A 17,517-nucleotide genomic window follows, 5' to 3' on the forward strand; every position below is an offset into this window, starting at 1 on the left:
GTAACGAACCATGGACGAACTCGTCGCGGACGTGGTCATCGTGGGGTTCGGGGCGGCCGGCGCGTGTGCTGCCCTCGAAGCCGCCGACGCCGGTGCGGACGTCGTCATCGTCGAGCGCTTCGCCGGCGGTGGCGCCAGCGCGGTGAGCGGTGGCGTGGTCTACGCGGGCGGCGGCACCCGCCAGCAGCAGGACGCGGGCGTCGGAGACACGGTCGACGCGATGTACGAATACCTGCGCCTCGAAGCCGGGGACGTCGTCTCCGAAAAGACGCTGCGGCGGTTCTGCGAGGGCAGCCGCGAGATGGTCACCTGGCTGGAGGGCAACGGCGTCCCGTTCGAAGGCAGCCTCTGCCCGTACAAGACGTCGTACCCGAGTGACGAGCACTACCTGTACTACTCCGGCAGTGAGGCCGCCGGCGGGTTCCGCGACGCGGCGAAACCGGCGCCGCGCGGACACCGCGTCAAAGGACCCGGCACGTCCGGGAAGATGCTGATGACCCGGCTCGCGGAAGCCGTGCGGCGACGCGGTATCCGGGTGCTGTCGCAGACGCGGGTGCGTTCGCTGATCACGGAGCAGGGTGTCGTCACCGGGGTTGTCGCGGACACCCTTCGCGACGCCCCGGCTTCGGTGAAGGCCCGGCACGGGCGGTTCGCGCGGTACTCCGCCAAGCCCGGCATCTACGTCCCGGCACTGCGGAAACCCCTGCACCGCCGGGTCGAACGGCTCGAACGCGCGCACGCCCGCGAGCTGCGGATCACCGCGCGACGCGGGGTCGTGCTCGCCGCCGGCGGGTTCATCGCCAACCGCGGGATGGTCCGCGAACACGCGCCCGCCTACCGCGGCGGGCTGCCGCTGGGCACGGCCGCCGACGACGGCTCGGGCATCCGGATGGGCGTCGAAGCCGGCGGCGCGACCGCGGAACTGGGCCGGATCTCGGCGTGGCGGTTCGTGACGCCGCCGAGCGCGTTCCTCGGCGGGATCATCGTCGACGCCGGCGGGCGGCGGATCATCGACGAGTCGCGCTACGGCGCGGCCGTCGGCGAGCGGCTGATCGAGCGGCACGACGGCCAGGGCTGGCTGCTCGTCGACGCGCCGATCGTCGCCGAGGCGCGGCGCGACGGCGCCAAGCAGAGCCAGTGGTTCCAGGGCCTGCAGCTGCGGTTCCTGCTGCGCCGCGGGCGGGTCACCGGCGCGACGGTCGAAGAAGCGGCACGCAAGGCCGGGGTCGACCCCCAGGGCCTGCGCGCGAGCGTCGAGGCCTACCACGGCGCCGAGGACCCGATGGGCAAACCCGCCGAGTTCGCCCGGCGCCTCGACAACCCGCCGTTCTCGCTCATCGACGTCTCGGTGCGGCCCAACCTCGGGTACCCGACGCCGATGCTGACGCTCGGCGGCCTGGTCGTCGACGAGGACACCGGCGCGGTCCGGGACGCCGAGGGCGCGCCGATCAAGGGGCTGTACGCCGCCGGGCGCACCGCGGTGGGAATCTGTTCCAGGTCCTACGTCAGCGGTCTCTCGCTGGCCGACTGCGTGTTTTCCGGCCGCAGGGCGGGGATCAACTCGGCCTTGGCGCAGGGCGTTCTCGACAAAAACGAGAACGTGTTCTAGTCTTGGCGCAGCGAGAAAGAGAGGACTGCGCATGAGCGAGCTTGCGAGCGAATCATCAAACACTGCGCGCGCCGCTCAGGCCGGCCCGAGCGTCAGCGAGGGCCGCGCATGAGCGAGCAGGTGATCGCCGGGGTCCGGGACCTCCTGCCGGTCCTGCGGGAACGGGCCCAGGACACCGAGGACGCGCGACGCGTCCCCGAAGAGTCCGTCAAGGCCCTGCAGGAGACCGGGTTCTTCAAGATGCTGCAACCGAAGCCGTACGGCGGTTTCGAGTCGGACCCGGTGAGTTTCTACACCGCGGTGAAGCTGATCGCGAGCGCGTGCGGGTCCACCGGCTGGGTCGCCTCCATCCTCGGCGTCCACCCGTGGCACGTGGCGTTGTTCGACGCTCAGGCGCAGGAAGAGGTGTGGGGCGACGACGAGGACGTGCGCATTTCCTCGTCGTACGCCCCCATGGGCAAGGCGGAGGTCGTCGAAGGCGGCTACCGGCTGACCGGCCGGTGGAGCTTCTCCTCCGGCAGCGACCACTGCACGTGGGTACTGCTCGGTGGGCCGGCGTTCAAGGACGGCAAGCCGGTCGACTTCTGCTCGTACCTGCTGCCCATCGCGGACTACTCCATTGTGGACGTCTGGGACACGATCGGGCTGCGCGGCACCGGCTCCAACGACATCGTCGTCGAGGACGTCTTCATCCCGCAGCACCGGGCGCTGAGCTTCATCGCGACGTCGAAGTGCAGGGTGCCGGGCCAGGCCGTCAACCCCGGGCCGCTGTACCGGCTGCCGTACGGGTCGGTGCACCCGTCCACGATCACCGCGCCGATCATCGGCATGGCGCAGGGCGCCTACGACGCGCACGTCGAGCACCAGCGCAAGCGGGTGCGCGCCGCGTACGCCGGTGAACAGTCCAAAGAGGACCCGTTCGCCAAGGTGCGGATCGCCGAGGCCGCCAGCGAGATCGACGCCGCGTGGCTGCAGCTGACCCGCAACATCGACGAGCTGTACGAAATGGCCAAGCGCGAGGAACGCCTGCCGAGCGACCTGCGGCTGCGCGTCCGGCGTGACCAGGTGCGCGGCACCGAACGCGCGATCAGCGCGATCGACCGGCTCTTCGAGAACTCCGGTGGCCGGGCCATCCAGCGCGGCACGCCGATCCAGCGCTTCTGGCGCGACGCGCACGCCGGCCGGGTGCACGCGGCCAACGACGCCGAGCGCGCCTACGTCATGTACGGCACCGGGGTCTTCGGGCTCCCCGTCGAGAACGCGATGTACTGATGGCTTCTCCCGAAGGAAAGTACGTCCAGGCAGGCGGCCTGAAGCTGCATTACCACGAGTCCGGCGCCGAGCACGCCGAGACGGTGATCCTGCTGCACGGCGGCGGCCCCGGCGCGTCGGCGTGGAGCAACTTCGGGCGCAACCTGCCGGAGTTCGCCAAGCACTACCGGACGATCGCCGTCGACCAGCCCGGCTTCGGCCGCTCGGACAAGCCGGCCGAGCACCCGCAGTACTTCCGCCACAGCGCGGACGCCGTCGTCGGCCTGATGGACACGCTCGGCATCGAGACCGCCCACTTCATCGGCAACTCGCTCGGCGGCGGGGCGGCCGTGCGCTTGGCGCTGAACCACGGCAAACGCGCCGGCCGGCTCGTGCTGATGGGGCCGGGCGGGCTGAGCGTCAACCTCTTCGCGCCCGACCCCACCGAAGGCGTCAAGAACCTCGGGAAGTTCGGCGCGAAACCCAGCCGGGAACGCATGGAAGCGTTCCTGCGCATCATGGTCCACGACCAGGCGCTCATCACCGACGAGCTGATCGACGACCGGTTCGCCGCGGCGAACACCCCCGAGTCGCTCGCGGCGATGCGGGCCATGGGGATGTCGTTCGCCCAGCCCGAAACCTACGAAGAAGGCATGCTCTGGCGCGAGGCCCACCGCCTGCGCCAGCGCGTGCTCCTGATCTGGGGCCGCGAAGACCGCGTCAACCCTCTCGACGGCGCCTTGGTCGCGTTGAAGACCATTCCCCGCGCGCAGCTGCACGTGTTCGGCGGCTGCGGACACTGGGCCCAGCTGGAGAAGTTCGACGAGTTCAACCGGCTGGCCCTCGACTTCCTCGGGAGTTCCTGATGGGCATCCGGTCACTGGGCTACCTCCGCGTCGAAGCCACCGACATGGCCGCGTGGCGCGAATACGGGCTCAAGGTGCTCGGCATGGTCGAAGGCAAGGGCGAAAACCCCAACGCGCTCTACCTGCGCATGGACGACTTCCCGGCGCGGCTGGTGATCTCGCCCGGCGACGCCGACCGGCTGACGACCACCGGCTGGGAGGCCGCGAACGCCGGCGAACTGGCCGAGATCCGGTCCCGGTTGGACAGTGCGTCGGTGCCCTACAAGGAAGGCACCCCGGAGGAGCGGGCCGACCGCCGCGTCGACGAGCTGATCAGCTTCGACGACCCGTCCGGCAACACCCAGGAGGTGTTCCACGGCGTCGCGCTGCAGCACCGGCGGGTGGTCAGCCCGTACGGCCACAAGTTCGTCACCGGCGAGCAGGGCCTCGGCCATGTCGTTTTGTCTACAAAGGACGACGAGGCGTCGCTGCGGTTCTACCGTGACGTCCTGGGGTTCCGGCTCCGCGACTCGATGCGGCTGCCGCCGCAGATGGTCGGCCGCCCCGCCGACGGGCCACCCGCGTGGCTGCGGTTCTTCGGCTGCAACCCGCGCCACCACAGCCTGGCTTTCCTGCCGATGCCGACGCCGAGCGGGATCGTGCACCTGATGATCGAGGTCGAGCAGACCGACGACGTCGGCCTCTGCCTCGACCGCGCGATCCGGCGCAAGGTACCGATGTCCGCGACGCTCGGCCGGCACGTCAACGACCTGATGCTGTCGTTCTACATGAAGACCCCCGGCGGCTTCGACGTCGAGTTCGGCTGTGAGGGCCGGCAGGTCGACGACGAGAACTGGATCGCCCGCGAGAGCACGGCGGTTTCCCTGTGGGGCCACGACTTCTCGGTCGGCGCCCGGCCGCCCGGCGCGCCGTGACGGCGATGGCGGTCGATCAGACCGAGTTCCGCAGCGTCCTCGGGCACTTCTGCACGGGCGTCACGGTGGTCACCGGCCGCGACGGCGACACCCTGGCCGGCTTCGCCTGCCAGTCGTTCGCCGCACTGTCGCTCGACCCGCCGCTGGTGCTGTTCTGCCCGGCGAAGACGTCGCGCACCTGGCAGGTGCTCGCCGCGGCCGGCCGGTTCGCGATCAACGTCCTCGCCGAGGACCAGCAGGAGGTCAGCGCGGTCTTCGGTGCCCGCGGCGAGGACAAGTTCGCCCGCTTCGGCTGGACGCCCGCGCCGTCCGGCGCGCCGCTGCTCGAAGGGGCGCTGACCTGGATCGACTGCGAGCTGGAAGCGGTGCACGAAGCCGGCGATCACTACGTGGTGATCGGGCGGGTCACGGCGTTGGGCGCACCGTCGGAAGCGCGGCCGTTGCTGTTCCACCGCGGCCGGTACTCGGTCACCGAGCCGGCGCGGGACGTGCTGGCCGCGCTGATGCCGTGGCCCCGCCCGGACGACTGGCTCTGATCACCGCGCGCGGAGACCGTCGACGATCACCGCCACGATCTTGGGCACCCGCGCGTCCCACTCCGCTTCGGGTACTCGCGACAACGCGCCCAGGAGCAGGATGACGTCCGCGGCGTCGACCTCGTCGCGCACCTGGCCGGCGGTTTTTCCCCGCTGGAGCATCATCTCGAGCGCTTCGTCGAGCCGGTGGTGCTGGTCCGCGTAGAGGTCCTGCCACGCCGACGCCTCGATCGCCGCCATGACACCGCGTTTGACGCGCGCGTACCCGACGAGCCGGTCCAGCCAGCAGGTCAGGGCCTCGAGCGGCGGGTGCTCGGCCAGCAGCGGGGCCACGGCGTCGACGAGCTGGGTCAGCTCGAACCGGTACACCTCCGCCAGCAGGTGCTCGCGCGTCGGGAAATGCCGGTAGAGCGTGCCCTGCCCGACATCCGCGGCCTTGGCGACCCGGTGCAGCTTCAGGTCGTCGGCCGCGCCGTTGGACTCGCTCAGTTCGGCCCGCGCGGCCTCGACGATCCGGTCGCGGTTGGCGACCGCGTCCGACCGGCGCTCACGACCCGGCACGGCAGCACCGCCCTTCCTGACGAAGTGGACAACTGTCCGACAAGGTTGCGGAGTAACCGGACAGTTGTCAGTTTAGCCCGGGAGAGCTGTGCCGAGCAGTCCGGGCGGCAAGGTCGTCGCGATCACCGGAGCCGGCAGCGGCATCGGCGCGGCATCGGCGCGGCCACGGCGTCGGAACCGGCGGCCCGGGCGCGGCGGTCGTGCTGGGGCCCGGCGCACCGGCCGGCTCGGGATCAGCCCGGACACCGTGGCGCGCGCCGTCGCGTTCGCGATCGAGCAGCCCGGCGACGTCGAAATCGGCGACATCACCATTCGGCCCGTCCGGCAAGGCCGAGCGGTAACGACAGCCGTCGCGAAGGCGACTTCACAGGGTCCCCGCCGCTCGAGGAGGAGCCCGTGCAGCTGTCCGGTTTCCCGGCCGCGGAGGTCGGGTTCGACCGCGCGGGCCGGCTCACCGGGGACCGGGGCGCGGCCGTGCGTGAGCTCGCCGCCGACAGCGCGACCACCGATCTCGTCGTGCTGAGCCACGGCTGGGACGACGACCACGCCACCGCCCGGCAGCTCTACGCGGCGCTCGCGGCCTCGCTGCGCGCGGTGTCCGAAACGCGGCTCGCCTTCGCCTGCGTGCTGTGGCCGTCGCGGAGGTTCGCCGAGTCCCCCGGTCTGGCGGAGCGGCTCGCCCTGCTCCGGGAACTGCGGCCCGAGCACGAGCCGACCATCGACGCGGCGGCCGAGCTCGTCCCGGCGCTCGCGGCCCGCTCGACCGCGCGGACCGCGTTCGCCGCCGCGCTGCTGTCGGTGGCGCCCCCGGCCGCGCAGGACCGCGAAGACGCGTCGACGGAGTTGCTGACCCTGCCCGGCGGCACCGTGCTGGACCGGCTCGCGAAACCGGCGTCCGGGTTCGTCGAAGCCGCGCGGGAGCTGCTCGACTACCTGACGTACTACGAGATGAAGGCGCGGGCGGGTGTGGTGGGGGAGCGGGGCCTGGCGCCGTTGCTCGCCGCGGTCGCCCGGCCCGGCCTGCGTGTGCACCTGGTCGGGCACGGCTTCGGCGGCCGGCTGGTCACCTCGGCCGCCGCCTCGCGGCCGGCCGGGACGGTGAGCACGCTCACCCTGCTGCAGGCGACGCTGTCGCGCCACGCCTTCGCCGAGCACGGCGGGTACCGCGGGGTGCTCGACGAGCACGTCGTGACCGGTCCGATCCTCGTCACGCACACGACGTACGACCTGGTCGCCGGGGTCGCCTTCGAGATCGCGTCGCGCGTCACGGGGCTGGGTTACGGCGCCATCGGCCGGGACGGCGCCCAGGCGACGGCCGAAGCCGTGCCGGGTGAGCTGCTGCCGGTCGGCGGGCGTTACGCGTGGCGCCCGGGCGTGCCGCACAACCTGCGGGCCGACCGGTTCGTGCGCGGGCACACCGACGTCCACGGGCCGGAAGTCGCTCACGCGTTGTCGTCGGCGATCGCGGCCGGTTACCCATCCGGCCAGAGGTAGGCCGACCCCCACGCGGCACGTAACCGTCGATGTGAAGCCATCGGCCGTGGCTGTGGTCGGATGGGTAATAGTCGGCGCAGTAGCTCCACCGGGTGGTTGTGCACGGGTTCACAGGTGGGCCGCGTCCCATTCACGAGAGAAAGCCGGCCCCTCGCGCGCACACTGTTAGCGCAGAGTCGTGTTCCCGGGGAGGAGTGTGCCGCGCATGCGAGGTCGGATCGCCCGGTTCCGGCGCCGGTTGTTCCCCGGCCGCAACCCGCTCGCCCGCTTCGGTGACCGCGTCGAAGCCGCGTTGCTGGTGCTGATGGTCGCGGGGGCGCTGCTGACGCTCCCGTTCGCGGCCGCGGTCGGCTCCGACACCTACGCCGCGCAGACCGCCCGCGCCGAGCAGGAGCGCACCACCCGCCACCCCGCGACGGCGACCTCGCTGGCCGCGGCCCCCACCCGGACCTACAGCACCGACGGCGCCGGCGCCCCGGCCGACCAGACCACCGTGCCGGCGGCCTGGTTCGACGCGCGCGGCACGCGCCACACGGGCGACGTCCTCGCCGATTCCGGCAGCCCGAAGGGCACCCACCTGCCGGTGTGGCTGGACCAGCGCGGCGAGCTGACGACCGAACCGCTCTCGCCGTCGACCTCGGTCGCCGACGGCGTGTTCGCGGCGATCCTGCTCTGGCTCGCCGTCACCGGAGTGCTGGCCGCGCTGTACGGCCTCGGCCGCTTCGTCCTGGACCGCCTCCGCGCGGCGGCGTGGGACCGCGCCTGGGCGGAAGCCCGCCACGACAGCCGGTTCTGAGCGTCACTTCCAGCGGAAGTGCACGAACACCCGGCCGAAGTTGTCCTTGTCCTTCTCGATCCGGTGGTAGAGCGCCTTGATGTCCTTGCGCTCGAGGAACCGCAGGACGTGCTTCTTCAGCTGCCCCGAGCCCTTCCCCGGGATGATCTCGACGAGCGGCGCCTTCTTGGCGACGGCTTCGTCGATGATCCCCTGCAGCGCGCGCTCGATCTCGCCGCCGCGGTTGTAGATGTCGTGGAGGTCCAGCTTCAGCTTCACAGGGCCTGCCACCAGCCGTCGACCGCCGGCGGCTCGCCGACGTCCAGGCGCTCGCCCGGGCGCGGGATCGACAGCGGGATGTCCGCCGCCTTCGCCTCGGTCCAGACGCGGTCCGCCGGCTCGCCCCACGGGTGCATCGCCAGGGAGAACGTCGCCCAGTGGACCGGGACCAGCAGCTTCGCGCGGACGTCGAGACCCGCCGCGACGCCTTCCTCCGGCGTCATGTGGATGTCCGGCCACTGCGGGGCGTACGCGCCGATCTGGACCAGCGCGACGTCGAACGGCCCGTGCTCCGCGCCGATCCGCGCGAAGCCGTCGAAGTAGCCCGTGTCGCCGGTGTAGAAGACCCGGTGCCGCGGGCCGATCAGGGCCCACGACGTCCACAGCGTGTCGTCGTTGGTGATGCCGCGGCCGGAGAAGTGCTGGGCCGGCGTCGAGATGAACCGGACGCCGGCGACCGTCGCCTCTTCGTGCCAGTCCAGCTCGATGATCCGCTCGGCCGGGACGTGCCAGCGTTCCAGGTGCGCGCCGACGCCGAGCGGCACGAAGAACGGCGCTTCGGTCGACGTCACGAGCGAGCGGATGGTCGGCAGGTCCAGGTGGTCGTAGTGGTCGTGCGAGATGACGACGGCGTCGATCCGGCCGACGCCGGACAGGGGCACCGGCGGCTCGTGCAGCCGCCGCGGGCCGGCGAACGTCGCCGGCGAGACGCGGTCGCTCCACACCGGGTCGAGCAGCACGCGGGCGCCGTCCAGCTCCACCAGCGTCGAGGCGTGGCCGTACCAGGTCAGGTGCAGGCCCTCGGCCGTCTCGACCGGCGCGGCCTGGACCAACGGGATCGCGCCGCCGGGTTTGCGCAGCTCACGGTCGGTGCCGAAGAACATCTCGCGGAAGATGGTGCGCATCGACGCCGCGGTCATCGGATGCCGCGGCGCCACGTTGCGGAACACCTTGCCGTCGAACTGCGGCGACCGGCGGACCCGCTCGGCGCGGGCACCGGCGGCCTTCGCGCCGAACGCCGCCGGCAGGTCACGCAGAGCAGCGATCGTCTTCCTCATGCCTTGAGTCTACGAACGGTTCCTGAGAGGCGCCCCAGCTTCATGCAGGTGGGTGAGCGCCTGCCGGTAGGACTCGACCAGGCTCGTCTGCAGGTACGGGATGCCCAGCTCGGCGCAGTAGCCCTCGACGATCGGCTGCGCCTGCCGCAGGTGCCGCGACGGCATGCTCGGGAACAGGTGGTGCTCGATCTGGTAGTTGAGGCCGCCGAGGGCGACGTCGACGACCGCGCCGCCGCGGACGTTGCGGGAGGTCAGCACCTGCTTGCGCAGGAAGTCGAGCTCCGGGCGGCCGGTGAGTGTCGGCATGCCCTTGTGGTTGGGCGCGAAGATCGATCCCATGTAGACACCCCAGAGTCCTTGGTGGACGGCGAAGAACAGCAACGCCATGCCCGGCGAGAGCACCGTGAGCAACGCGCTGAAGTAGACGGCGAAGTGCGTGGCGAGCAGTGCCGCTTCGACGCCGCGGCGGCGCAGGCCCGGCTTGCGCACCGCGCGGATGCCGGACCAGTGCAGGTTCAGCCCTTCGAGGGTGAGCAGCGGGAAGAACAGGAACGCCTGGTGGCGCCCGACGAACGCGGGCACACCACGGGCCGCGCGGGCCTGGTCCTTCGACCACACCAGGATGTCCGGGTCGACGTCCGGGTCGAGCTCCTCGTGGTTCGGGTTGGCGTGGTGGCGGGTGTGCTTGTCCATCCACCAGCCGTAGCTCATGCCGACGCCGAGGTTGCCCGCGATCATCCCGGCGACCTCGGTCGGCCGCCGGCGCCGGAACACCTGCTTGTGCGCGAGATCGTGCGACAGCAAGGCGATCTGGCCGAACAGCACCGCCTGGAACGCGGCGACCGCCAGCTGCCACCACGAGTTCCCGAGGAAGGCGAAGGCGACCCAACCGGCGGCGAACAGCGTGGTCACAACGGCGATCCGGGCGGTGTAGTACCCGGGACGGCGCCTCATCAGGCCGGCGGCGGAGATGCGGTGGCTCAGCCGGGCGAAGTCGCTGCCGGTGTGCACGAGGTTGTCTGTGGTCACGTCCCCGAGTCTTCACGCGGACGCTACCGGGCGGAATCCTGTGCGCCGGTGCGAACTTCGGGGGGCCAGCCCTACCGGACGGGCTGGTATGCGCGGATCCCGCGTGACTCGCGGGGCATCACACGTGATCCGCGGGGCGTCACGGTGACCGCCGGGGCATCTCGCGTGATTGGGAGGTCGACTCGCGTACCTGGTGGTCGGGTTGCGTGCTTGGAGGGGCGGGGGCGCCGGGGGCGGCGTAGCCGATGTCGGCTACGCCGCCCGAAGGGGCGTCACAGGCTGCTGGCGGTGATGTCGCCTGCGGCGGTCGTGGCCTGGATGATCAGGTCGGGCTCGCCGGTGTTCTTGAGCGAGTTGTGGATCCGGCCGTAGGTGGTGCCGGCGTCCAGGGACGCGGAGACGCCGGCGGCGGCGCCGACCGTGACGTCGCCGGCCTGGGTGGTCAGCACGACCTTGCCGCGCACGGCTTCGGCGATCCGGATGTCGCCCTTGCCGGTGCTGATCCCGGCGTCGCCGGTGAGGCGGCCGACCGTGACGTTCCCGGCGTGCGTGGTGAGGTGGACGCTCGCGGCCTCGTCGAGCTTGACGACACCCTCCGCGCCGTCGAAGGTGACGTCGCCGAGGCGCCCGACGCCCCGCAGTTCGGCGCTGGCCGCCTTCGTCTCGACGCGGGACCCGGCGGGCAGCTGGACCGTCACCTCGACGGAGCCGGAGCTGCCGAGGATCTGGTGCTTCGCCGTGGCCTGGATCCGCAGGACGCCGTCGTGGTACTCGACCGTGGTCTGCTCCGCCACCTTCACGTCGCGGCTCTTCGACGCGTCGGCGGGCAGGACCTCGACCGTCGTGTCGGCCCGGTCGGCGGCGATGAACCGGACGAGGCCGGCGGGGATGTCGAGGACGGTGGTGATCGGGGCGGTGGTGGTGAACTTCCGCATCGTGCTCAGCTCCTATGGCTTGTTGTTTCTGATAGTGGAAACGCTACGTTGCGTTCACGGATCGAGCAACAACGCCGTTGCGAAAGATGTGCATAAGCCCAGTTCAAAAGCGTGTAATCGTTGCAACGAGCGAGAATCTAATGCAACAGGGATTATCGGTTCGTTGCAATGAGATGAACGTGAACGCTATGCTGGCGGCGAAGACGGACGAAGGAGATCGCGATGCCCGGAGGCAGGCTCACCCAGCAGGAACGGCAGCGGATCGCGCTGGGCCTGGCCGACGACCTCGCCTACGCGGAGATCGCCCGGCGCCTCGACCGCCCCACCTCGACGATCACGCGGGAGGTGCTGCGCAACGGCGGCCCGGCCGGCTACCGCGCCGACCTGGCCCACCACGCCACCGAACGCCGCGCCCACCGGCGCAAGCAGGCCGCGCCCCGGGGGACGCAGGCGCGCCCGCAGGCCGACGGACGCGACGCCGACGCCGTGCGCGAGTACGAGGACACGCTCACGACGTACCTCATGCAGTCGGGCCTGCCGAAGATGACGGCCAGGACGCTGACCTGCCTCTACACCACGGACGCGGGGAGCCTCACGGCCGCCGAGATCGTCCGGCACCTGCAGGTCAGCCCGGCGTCCGTCTCGAAAGCGGTCGCGTTCCTCGAAAGCCAGGGCCTCATCCGCCGGGAACGCGACGAAGGCCGCCGCGAGCGCTACATCGTCGACGACGACGTCTGGTACCAGTCGATGCTCGCCACCGCCCGGTCCAACGCGCTGTTCGCCGCGACCGCGCGGCAGGGTGTCACCGTCCTCGGCGCCGGCAGCCCGGCCGCCGTGCGCCTCGAGAACATCGCCCGCTTCGTGGACTTCGTCGGCGAGAACATCACCCGCGCCGCCGAACAGGCCCGCGAAATCCTCTACACGAAGCCTTAGTTCGGGCGCACGCGCGGCAAGTGGTGGTGCGGCGCGCCGAACAGCAGGGACGACGAGTGCGCGCGCTTGAAGTAGCGGTGCGCCGGGTGCTCCCAGGTGATCGCGATGCCGCCGTGCAGCTGGATCATCTCCGCCGCGACCTCGGACAGCACCTCGGAACAGTGCACCTTGGCGACCGCGGGCAGGTCCGCGTAGGCCGCCGAGCGAGCCGTCTCGACCAGGACGTGCAGGTCCGCCATGCGGTGCTTGAGCGCCTGGAAACTCCCGATCGGACGGCCGAACTGGTGGCGCTGCTTCGTGTATTCGACGGTCAGCTCGAGGGCTCGCGCCGCCGCTCCGGTCTGCTCGGCGGCGAGGAGCAGGCACGCGAAGTCCCGGACCGGGCCCGGATCCAGGGGGCCGAGCCGGCGCGCGGGCGCGTGGTCGAACGTGACGGTGGCGAACCGCCGGGTCTCGTCGAGTGCCGGGACGTGCTCGCGGACCGCGTCGGCGGGGTCCACTTCGTACAGTCCGTCTTCCGTGGCGGCCAGGAGGATCGACGCGGTGTCGCCGTCCAGGACGTAGTGCGCGCGACCGTCCACAGTCGACAAATCACCCCGGCAGACGGCCGTGTCCCAACGGCCGTCCTCGCCGGTCCAGGCCAGCGCGGCGACAGCGCCCTCGGCGAGCCGGGGGAGCAGGCGGTCGTCACCCGTGGCGAGCACGGCCTGCGTCGCGACGGCCGGGCCGAGGAACGGGACGTCGGACAGCACCCGCCCGAGTTCTTCGGCGACGATCCGGAGTTCGGTGAGGCCCGCGCCGAGCCCGCCGTGCTCCTCGGGGATGGCCAGCGCGGGGACGCCGATCTCGACGAGCGCCGGCCACGGCGTGGCTTCCCGCTCCAGGAGTTTCCGGACGGTGACGCGGAGTTCGTCCTGTTCGGGCGTCATCCGACGGCCGCCAGGATGCGCCGCCGGTGCACCGCGCCGGTGCCCCAGGCCGTGGTCAGGGCCCGGACCCGCAGCAGCCGCCGGCCGAGCGGGTGCTCGGCGGTGTAGCCGATCGCGCCGTGCACCTGCAGTCCGGTGCGGGCCGCGAGCAGCGCCGCGTCGCCGCACGCCACCTTCGCGGCCGAGACGTCGGCGGGGGACAGGGTCACGGCCGCGCCGTACAGCAGCGGCCGCGCCAGCTCCAGTGCCGTGATGACGTCGGCGAGGAGGTGCTTGACCGCCTGGTACTTCCCGATCTCGCGCCCGTACTGCCGGCGCTGCCCGGCGTAGTCGACCGACGTCGAGAGCAGCCGGTTCCCGGCGCCGAGCAGCTGGGCCGCGGTCGCGAGGACGCCGAGGTCGAACGCGCGCGCCGGGTCCAGCGCGGGGCCGAGGTCGTCGCCGGGGACGGCCTCGAACAACCGCCGGGACGGGTCCACCGAGGACAGTTCACGCCCCGGGGTGAAGGTCTTGAGCCGATCGCCGTCCACCAGGACACGCAGGTCCGCGGTGTCGGCGTCGAGCGCGTAGGGCACGTGCGGTGCGAAGACCACCGAGGCCCGGGTCTCGCCGGAGGCCACGGACGTGAGCACCGGGTCGTCGAGGAGCGCGGGCAGCACGGCGACCGTGTCGGTCCACGGTCCCGGGACGCCGTGGTGGCCCAGCGCCTCGAACGCGACCACGAGATCGACCGGCGACGCGTCGAGGCCGTCGTGCTTCTCAGCGATGCCGAGCGCGGTGACGCCTAGCTCGGCGAGCTTCGGCCAGTCGGCCGAAGTGGACAACAAGTCGTGCAGGGAGCCGGCGAACGCCGTCTGCTCGGCGGTCAATCCGAACCTCATCGGTCCTCCCGAGGCAGGCCGAGCAGGCGTTCGGCGACGATCGTGCGCTGGATCTGGTCGGTGCCGCCGTAGATCGGCCCGGCCAGCGAGAACAGCCAGCCATCGCTCCAGCGGCCGCGCAGCTCGGCGTCCGGGCCCAGCAGGTCGAGCGCCGTCTCGTGCAGCTCGACGTCCAGGTGCGACCAGAAGAGCTTGTTGACGCTCGACTCCGGCCCGAGCTGCCCGCCTTCGGCGAGCTTCGTGACCGTGCCGAACGTGTAGAGCTGGTACGCGCGGGCGCCGATCCACGCGTCGGCGACCCGGTCCGCGGTGGCTTCGGGCCGGCCCGCGTCGGACCACAACGCCGTCAGCCGGCCGGCCGCCGCGAGGAACCGGCCGGGGCTGCGCAGCGACAGCCCACGCTCGTTGTTGGCCGTGGTCATCGCGACCTTCCAGCCGGCGCCGGGCTCGCCGATGACGTCGGCGTCCGGCACGAAGACGTCGTCGAAGAAGATCTCGGCGAACCCCGGCTCGCCGTCCAGCTGCGGGATCGGCCGCACGGTGACGCCGTCGGCGCGCAGGTCCGCCATCAGGTAGGTCAGGCCGCGATGGCGTTCGGCTTCGGGGTCGCTGCGGAACAGGCCGAACGCGCGATCGGCGTAGGCCGCTCGCGAACTCCACGTCTTCTGTCCGTTGAGGACCCAGCCACCGTCCACCCGCGACGCCGTGCTGCGCAGCGCGGCGATGTCGCTGCCCGCCTCCGGCTCGGACCAGGCCTGCGCCCACACCTCTTCGGAGCGGGCCATCTTCGGCAGGATCCGGGCCAGCTGCTCGTCGGTGCCGTGCGAAAAGAGCGTCGGCGCGAGCATGAAGATGCCGTTCTGGTTGACCCGCAACGGCGCGCCGGCCGCGTAGTACTCCTCCTCGAACAGCACCCACTCCAGGAGGCTCGCGTCGCGGCCGCCGTACTCGGCCGGCCAGGAGACGACCGACCAGCGCGCGTCGGCCAGCCCGGCCTCCCACTCGCGGTGGGCGGCGAACCCGTCCGGCGTGTCGAACGACGGGAGGGGCTCGGCGGGGACGTGAGACGCCAGCCATGCGCGGGCTTCGTCGCGGAACGCTTCGGCTTCGGGGGAGAGGTCGAGGTCCATCAGCGATCCCGCATGGACCGGGCGTCCAACCCCGCCAGGGAGTCGCCGGCGGTCTCGGCGTTGTGCGCGTGCGCGAAGTGGTGCAGGCCGAACACACTGTCCATTCCGGACCGCAGGCCCATCTGGTCCTCGGCCTGGTTCACGGCCTTCTTGGCCAGCGCGAGCCCGAACCGGGGCATCTCGGCGATCTTCGTGGCCAGCGCCATCGTCTCGGTTTCGAGGTCCGAGCGCGGGACGACCCGGTTCAGCATGCCCCAGTCGAGGGCCTGCTGGGCCGTGAAGCGCTCGCCGGTGAACAGGACCTCCTTGGCCCGGCGCGGCCCGAGCACCCACGGGTGCGCGAAGTACTCGACGCCGGGGATCCCCATGCGCACCACGGGATCGGCGAAGAACGCGTCGTCGGAGGCGACGATCAGGTCGCACACCCAGGCCAGCATCAACGCCCCGGCGATGCACGCGCCCTGGACGGACGCGATCGTCGGCTTGGGGATCTCCCGCCAGCGGCGGCACATCCCCAAGTACACTTCGGACTCCCGCGCGAACCGCTGGTCACCGCCCGCGGCGTCGACGTGGTCCCACCACATCACGGCCTTGCGCTCGAACGAGACGTCGGCGTCGCGGCCCGGCGAGCCGATGTCGTGCCCGGCCGAGAAGTGCTTGCCCGCGCCCGCCAGCACGATCACCTTCACCTCGGCGTCGTCGACGGCCAGGGTGAACGCGGCGTCGAGGGCGTAGGTCATCGCCGAGTTCTGCGCGTTGCGGTACTCGGGCCGGTTCAGGGTGACGACCGCGACCGGCCCGCGCACCTCGTACGTGACCTCCTCGCCGATGTCGCTCATGCTTCCTCCCGCAGAACTCGTTTCAGCACCTTGCCCGACGGCGTGCGCGGCAGCTCGTCCCGGAACTCGACGTGCCGGGGCCGCTTGTAGTTCGCCAGGTTGGCCTTGCAGTGGTTCAGGACGTCCTCAGTGGACAGAGTGACACCCGGTCGCAGCCGGACGTAGGCCTTGCCGACCTCGCCGTAGACCGGGTCCGGCACGCCGACGACGACGGCCTCGGCCACGCCGTCCAGCCAGCCCAGCGCCTGCTCGACCTCGGCCGGGTAGACGTTGAAGCCGCCGCAGATGTACATGTCCTTGATCCGGTCGACGATCCGCAGGTGCCCGGATTCGGTGAGCACGCCGACGTCGCCGGTGTGCAGCCAGCCGTCGGTGTCGATCGCCTCGGCGGTGGCGGCCGGGTCGTCGAGGTACCCGAGCATCACGTTCGGGCCGCGCAGCAGCACCTCGTCGCGGTCGCCGAGGCGGACCTCGAACCCGGCGGCAGGCCGGCCGACGGTCCGCGCGATGAGCTCGGGCGGGTCGGTGCGCAGGGACATCGTGGCCACGACGGCCTCGGTGAGCCCGTACGCGGTGAGCACCAGATCGAAGCCGAGTTCGGCCTGCATCCGCTCCACGAGCACCACCGGGACGGTCGCGGCGCCGGTGACGGCCAGCCGGAGCGTCGACAGGTCGTACGCGGGCCGGTCGGGGGCGTCGAGGAGGACCTGGAAGATCGTCGGGGCGCCCGGCAGCACGGAGATCCGCTCGTCCCGGATCAGCCGGAGGGTCTCGGCGACGGCGAAGGTGCGCTGCGGCACGAGCGTCGTGCCGTGCAGGGTGGCGGCCAGGATCCCGGCCTTGTAGCCGAAACTGTGGAAGAACGGGTTGATCACCAGGTAGCGGTCGTGCTCGGCCAGCTCGCCGCAGTCCGCCCACGCGGCGGCGACGCCGAGGGCCTGCCGGTGCGACGACATCGCGCCCTTGCTGCGGCCGGTCGTCCCCGAGGTGAAGAGGATGTCGCTGACGTCGTCCGGCTGCGCGGGGCTCGTGAACGTGTCGTCGAAGCCGTCGAGCGCGTCCCATTCGGTGACGCCGTCGACCGGGTCTTCCGGGCCCTCGACGGGGATCCGCAGGACCGTGGGCGGCCGTTCGGTCAGGGCCGCGAGCCGGTCGGTGCCGAGGAACGTGCCCGTGATGGCCAGGGCCGAGACACCTCCGCGGGTCAGGATGTCGGTGGTTTCCCGGGCGGTGAACCGGGTGCTGATCGGCACCAGCGTCGCGCCCGCGTAGTGCGCTCCGAGCGCGGCGACCGGCCAGTGCCACGTGTTGGGCGCGCAGACCGCGACGCGGTCACCCGGCCCGATCCCCGCGGCGGCGTAGAAGTTCGCGCACCGCCGCACCTGGGAAGCCAGCTCCGGCCAGGTCAGCCGGACGTCGCCGTCCACGAGTGCTTCACGGGCGGGGAACCGCTCCGCCGCGGCGTCGAGCGCCGCCGGGACGGTCTCCGTCATCACGG

General features: G+C 71.7%; 18 protein-coding genes. 8 read left to right on the plus strand and 10 right to left on the minus strand.

Annotated features, from left to right (window positions below):
• Positions 1 to 10: 10 nt before the first annotated feature.
• From OHS18_RS44195 to hsaB, 5 genes are all read left to right on the plus strand, one after another.
• The gene (locus tag OHS18_RS44195; protein WP_328614816.1) at positions 11 to 1,609 is read left to right on the plus strand and encodes an FAD-binding protein; all 1,599 of its coding nucleotides are present in this window, start codon (positions 11 to 13) and stop codon (positions 1,607 to 1,609) included.
• 108 nt (positions 1,610 to 1,717) lie between these two features.
• Positions 1,718 to 2,881 (plus strand): 3-hydroxy-9,10-secoandrosta-1,3,5(10)-triene-9,17-dione monooxygenase oxygenase subunit, encoded by a 1,164-nt coding sequence (hsaA, locus tag OHS18_RS44200; protein ID WP_328442503.1) that lies wholly within the window; start codon positions 1,718 to 1,720, stop codon positions 2,879 to 2,881.
• Positions 2,881 to 3,726 carry a 4,5:9,10-diseco-3-hydroxy-5,9,17-trioxoandrosta-1(10),2-diene-4-oate hydrolase gene (hsaD, locus tag OHS18_RS44205; protein WP_328614817.1) on the plus strand — a complete coding sequence of 282 codons (846 nt, stop codon included), beginning with the start codon at positions 2,881 to 2,883 and terminating at the stop codon, positions 3,724 to 3,726. Before hsaA ends, hsaD begins: the two co-directional genes overlap by 1 nt.
• On the plus strand, positions 3,726 to 4,640 hold the full coding sequence (hsaC, locus tag OHS18_RS44210; RefSeq protein WP_328614818.1) for an iron-dependent extradiol dioxygenase HsaC: 915 nt from the start codon (positions 3,726 to 3,728) through the stop codon (positions 4,638 to 4,640). The genes hsaD and hsaC overlap by 1 nt, the downstream gene beginning before the upstream one ends.
• A gap of 5 nt (positions 4,641 to 4,645) precedes the next feature.
• Entirely contained in the window at positions 4,646 to 5,176 is a 531-nt protein-coding gene (gene hsaB, locus OHS18_RS44215; RefSeq protein ID WP_328614819.1) for a 3-hydroxy-9,10-secoandrosta-1,3,5(10)-triene-9,17-dione monooxygenase reductase subunit, read from the plus strand.
• Here hsaB and OHS18_RS44220 read toward each other — a convergent pair whose 3' ends face one another.
• A complete protein-coding gene (locus OHS18_RS44220) occupies positions 5,177 to 5,737 on the minus strand; it encodes a TetR/AcrR family transcriptional regulator (protein ID WP_328614820.1) in 561 nt (186 codons plus the stop codon).
• Between the two features lie 396 nt (positions 5,738 to 6,133).
• Here OHS18_RS44220 and OHS18_RS44230 point away from each other — a divergent pair, with 396 nt between their 5' ends.
• Together OHS18_RS44230 and OHS18_RS44235 are read left to right on the plus strand one after the other, a co-directional pair.
• Positions 6,134 to 7,231, plus strand: coding sequence for a hypothetical protein (locus OHS18_RS44230; RefSeq protein ID WP_328614821.1), 1,098 nt, complete (start codon positions 6,134 to 6,136; stop codon positions 7,229 to 7,231).
• 205 nt (positions 7,232 to 7,436) lie between these two features.
• Complete coding sequence (locus OHS18_RS44235; protein WP_328442492.1) at positions 7,437 to 8,027, plus strand: Rv1733c family protein; 591 nt, start codon at positions 7,437 to 7,439, stop codon at positions 8,025 to 8,027.
• Positions 8,028 to 8,030: 3 nt separating this feature from the next.
• Here OHS18_RS44235 and OHS18_RS44240 read toward each other — a convergent pair whose 3' ends face one another.
• From OHS18_RS44240 to OHS18_RS44255, 4 genes are all read right to left on the minus strand, one after another.
• On the minus strand, positions 8,031 to 8,285 hold the full coding sequence (locus OHS18_RS44240; RefSeq protein ID WP_328442490.1) for a Smr/MutS family protein: 255 nt from the start codon (positions 8,283 to 8,285) through the stop codon (positions 8,031 to 8,033).
• Entirely contained in the window at positions 8,282 to 9,343 is a 1,062-nt protein-coding gene (locus tag OHS18_RS44245; RefSeq protein ID WP_328614822.1) for an MBL fold metallo-hydrolase, read from the minus strand. Before OHS18_RS44245 ends, OHS18_RS44240 begins: the two co-directional genes overlap by 4 nt.
• 9 nt (positions 9,344 to 9,352) lie before the next feature.
• Positions 9,353 to 10,372, minus strand: a complete 1,020-nt coding sequence (locus OHS18_RS44250; RefSeq protein WP_328614823.1) for a fatty acid desaturase family protein — start codon at positions 10,370 to 10,372, stop codon at positions 9,353 to 9,355.
• Positions 10,373 to 10,644: 272 nt separating this feature from the next.
• Complete coding sequence (locus tag OHS18_RS44255; protein WP_328614824.1) at positions 10,645 to 11,307, minus strand: DUF4097 family beta strand repeat-containing protein; 663 nt, start codon at positions 11,305 to 11,307, stop codon at positions 10,645 to 10,647.
• A 222-nt stretch (positions 11,308 to 11,529) separates the two neighbouring features.
• Here OHS18_RS44255 and OHS18_RS44260 point away from each other — a divergent pair, with 222 nt between their 5' ends.
• The gene (locus tag OHS18_RS44260; protein ID WP_328614825.1) at positions 11,530 to 12,240 is read left to right on the plus strand and encodes a helix-turn-helix domain-containing protein; all 711 of its coding nucleotides are present in this window, start codon (positions 11,530 to 11,532) and stop codon (positions 12,238 to 12,240) included.
• On the opposite strand, the gene OHS18_RS44265 is transcribed toward OHS18_RS44260, so the two are convergent.
• From OHS18_RS44265 to OHS18_RS44285, 5 genes are read right to left on the minus strand one after another with little or no spacing between them, the layout of a single operon-like run.
• Positions 12,237 to 13,169, minus strand: coding sequence for an acyl-CoA dehydrogenase family protein (locus OHS18_RS44265; protein ID WP_328614826.1), 933 nt, complete (start codon positions 13,167 to 13,169; stop codon positions 12,237 to 12,239). The genes OHS18_RS44260 and OHS18_RS44265 overlap by 4 nt on opposite strands.
• On the minus strand, positions 13,166 to 14,050 hold the full coding sequence (locus OHS18_RS44270; protein ID WP_328614827.1) for an acyl-CoA dehydrogenase family protein: 885 nt from the start codon (positions 14,048 to 14,050) through the stop codon (positions 13,166 to 13,168). Before OHS18_RS44270 ends, OHS18_RS44265 begins: the two co-directional genes overlap by 4 nt.
• Positions 14,047 to 15,180 (minus strand): acyl-CoA dehydrogenase family protein, encoded by a 1,134-nt coding sequence (locus OHS18_RS44275; RefSeq protein ID WP_328442475.1) that lies wholly within the window; start codon positions 15,178 to 15,180, stop codon positions 14,047 to 14,049. Before OHS18_RS44275 ends, OHS18_RS44270 begins: the two co-directional genes overlap by 4 nt.
• Positions 15,180 to 16,019 (minus strand): enoyl-CoA hydratase, encoded by an 840-nt coding sequence (locus OHS18_RS44280; RefSeq protein ID WP_328442473.1) that lies wholly within the window; start codon positions 16,017 to 16,019, stop codon positions 15,180 to 15,182. The genes OHS18_RS44275 and OHS18_RS44280 overlap by 1 nt, the downstream gene beginning before the upstream one ends.
• The gene (locus OHS18_RS44285; protein ID WP_328614828.1) at positions 16,016 to 17,512 is read right to left on the minus strand and encodes a FadD3 family acyl-CoA ligase; all 1,497 of its coding nucleotides are present in this window, start codon (positions 17,510 to 17,512) and stop codon (positions 16,016 to 16,018) included. The genes OHS18_RS44280 and OHS18_RS44285 overlap by 4 nt, the downstream gene beginning before the upstream one ends.
• Positions 17,513 to 17,517 lie beyond the last annotated feature (5 nt).

It is taken from the genome of Amycolatopsis sp. NBC_00355 (genome assembly GCF_036104975.1).
Lineage (GTDB): Bacteria > Actinomycetota > Actinomycetes > Mycobacteriales > Pseudonocardiaceae > Amycolatopsis.

Excerpts from the sequence above, each read along its gene's own strand:
- OHS18_RS44195 (WP_328614816.1), top strand. The coding sequence starts at position 11 with ATGGACGAACTCGTCGCGGACGTGGTCATCGTGGGGTTCGGGGCGGCC.
- hsaA (WP_328442503.1), top strand. The coding sequence starts at position 1,718 with ATGAGCGAGCAGGTGATCGCCGGGGTCCGGGACCTCCTGCCGGTCCTG.
- hsaD (WP_328614817.1), top strand. The coding sequence starts at position 2,881 with ATGGCTTCTCCCGAAGGAAAGTACGTCCAGGCAGGCGGCCTGAAGCTG.
- hsaC (WP_328614818.1), top strand. The coding sequence starts at position 3,726 with ATGGGCATCCGGTCACTGGGCTACCTCCGCGTCGAAGCCACCGACATG.
- hsaB (WP_328614819.1), top strand. The coding sequence starts at position 4,646 with ATGGCGGTCGATCAGACCGAGTTCCGCAGCGTCCTCGGGCACTTCTGC.
- OHS18_RS44235 (WP_328442492.1), top strand. The coding sequence starts at position 7,437 with ATGCGAGGTCGGATCGCCCGGTTCCGGCGCCGGTTGTTCCCCGGCCGC.
- OHS18_RS44245 (WP_328614822.1), bottom strand. The coding sequence starts at position 9,343 with ATGAGGAAGACGATCGCTGCTCTGCGTGACCTGCCGGCGGCGTTCGGC.
- OHS18_RS44255 (WP_328614824.1), bottom strand. The coding sequence starts at position 11,307 with ATGCGGAAGTTCACCACCACCGCCCCGATCACCACCGTCCTCGACATC.
- OHS18_RS44260 (WP_328614825.1), top strand. The coding sequence starts at position 11,530 with ATGCCCGGAGGCAGGCTCACCCAGCAGGAACGGCAGCGGATCGCGCTG.
- OHS18_RS44265 (WP_328614826.1), bottom strand. The coding sequence starts at position 13,169 with ATGACGCCCGAACAGGACGAACTCCGCGTCACCGTCCGGAAACTCCTG.
- OHS18_RS44270 (WP_328614827.1), bottom strand. The coding sequence starts at position 14,050 with ATGAGGTTCGGATTGACCGCCGAGCAGACGGCGTTCGCCGGCTCCCTG.
- OHS18_RS44275 (WP_328442475.1), bottom strand. The coding sequence starts at position 15,180 with ATGGACCTCGACCTCTCCCCCGAAGCCGAAGCGTTCCGCGACGAAGCC.
- OHS18_RS44280 (WP_328442473.1), bottom strand. The coding sequence starts at position 16,019 with ATGAGCGACATCGGCGAGGAGGTCACGTACGAGGTGCGCGGGCCGGTC.
- OHS18_RS44285 (WP_328614828.1), bottom strand. The coding sequence starts at position 17,512 with ATGACGGAGACCGTCCCGGCGGCGCTCGACGCCGCGGCGGAGCGGTTC.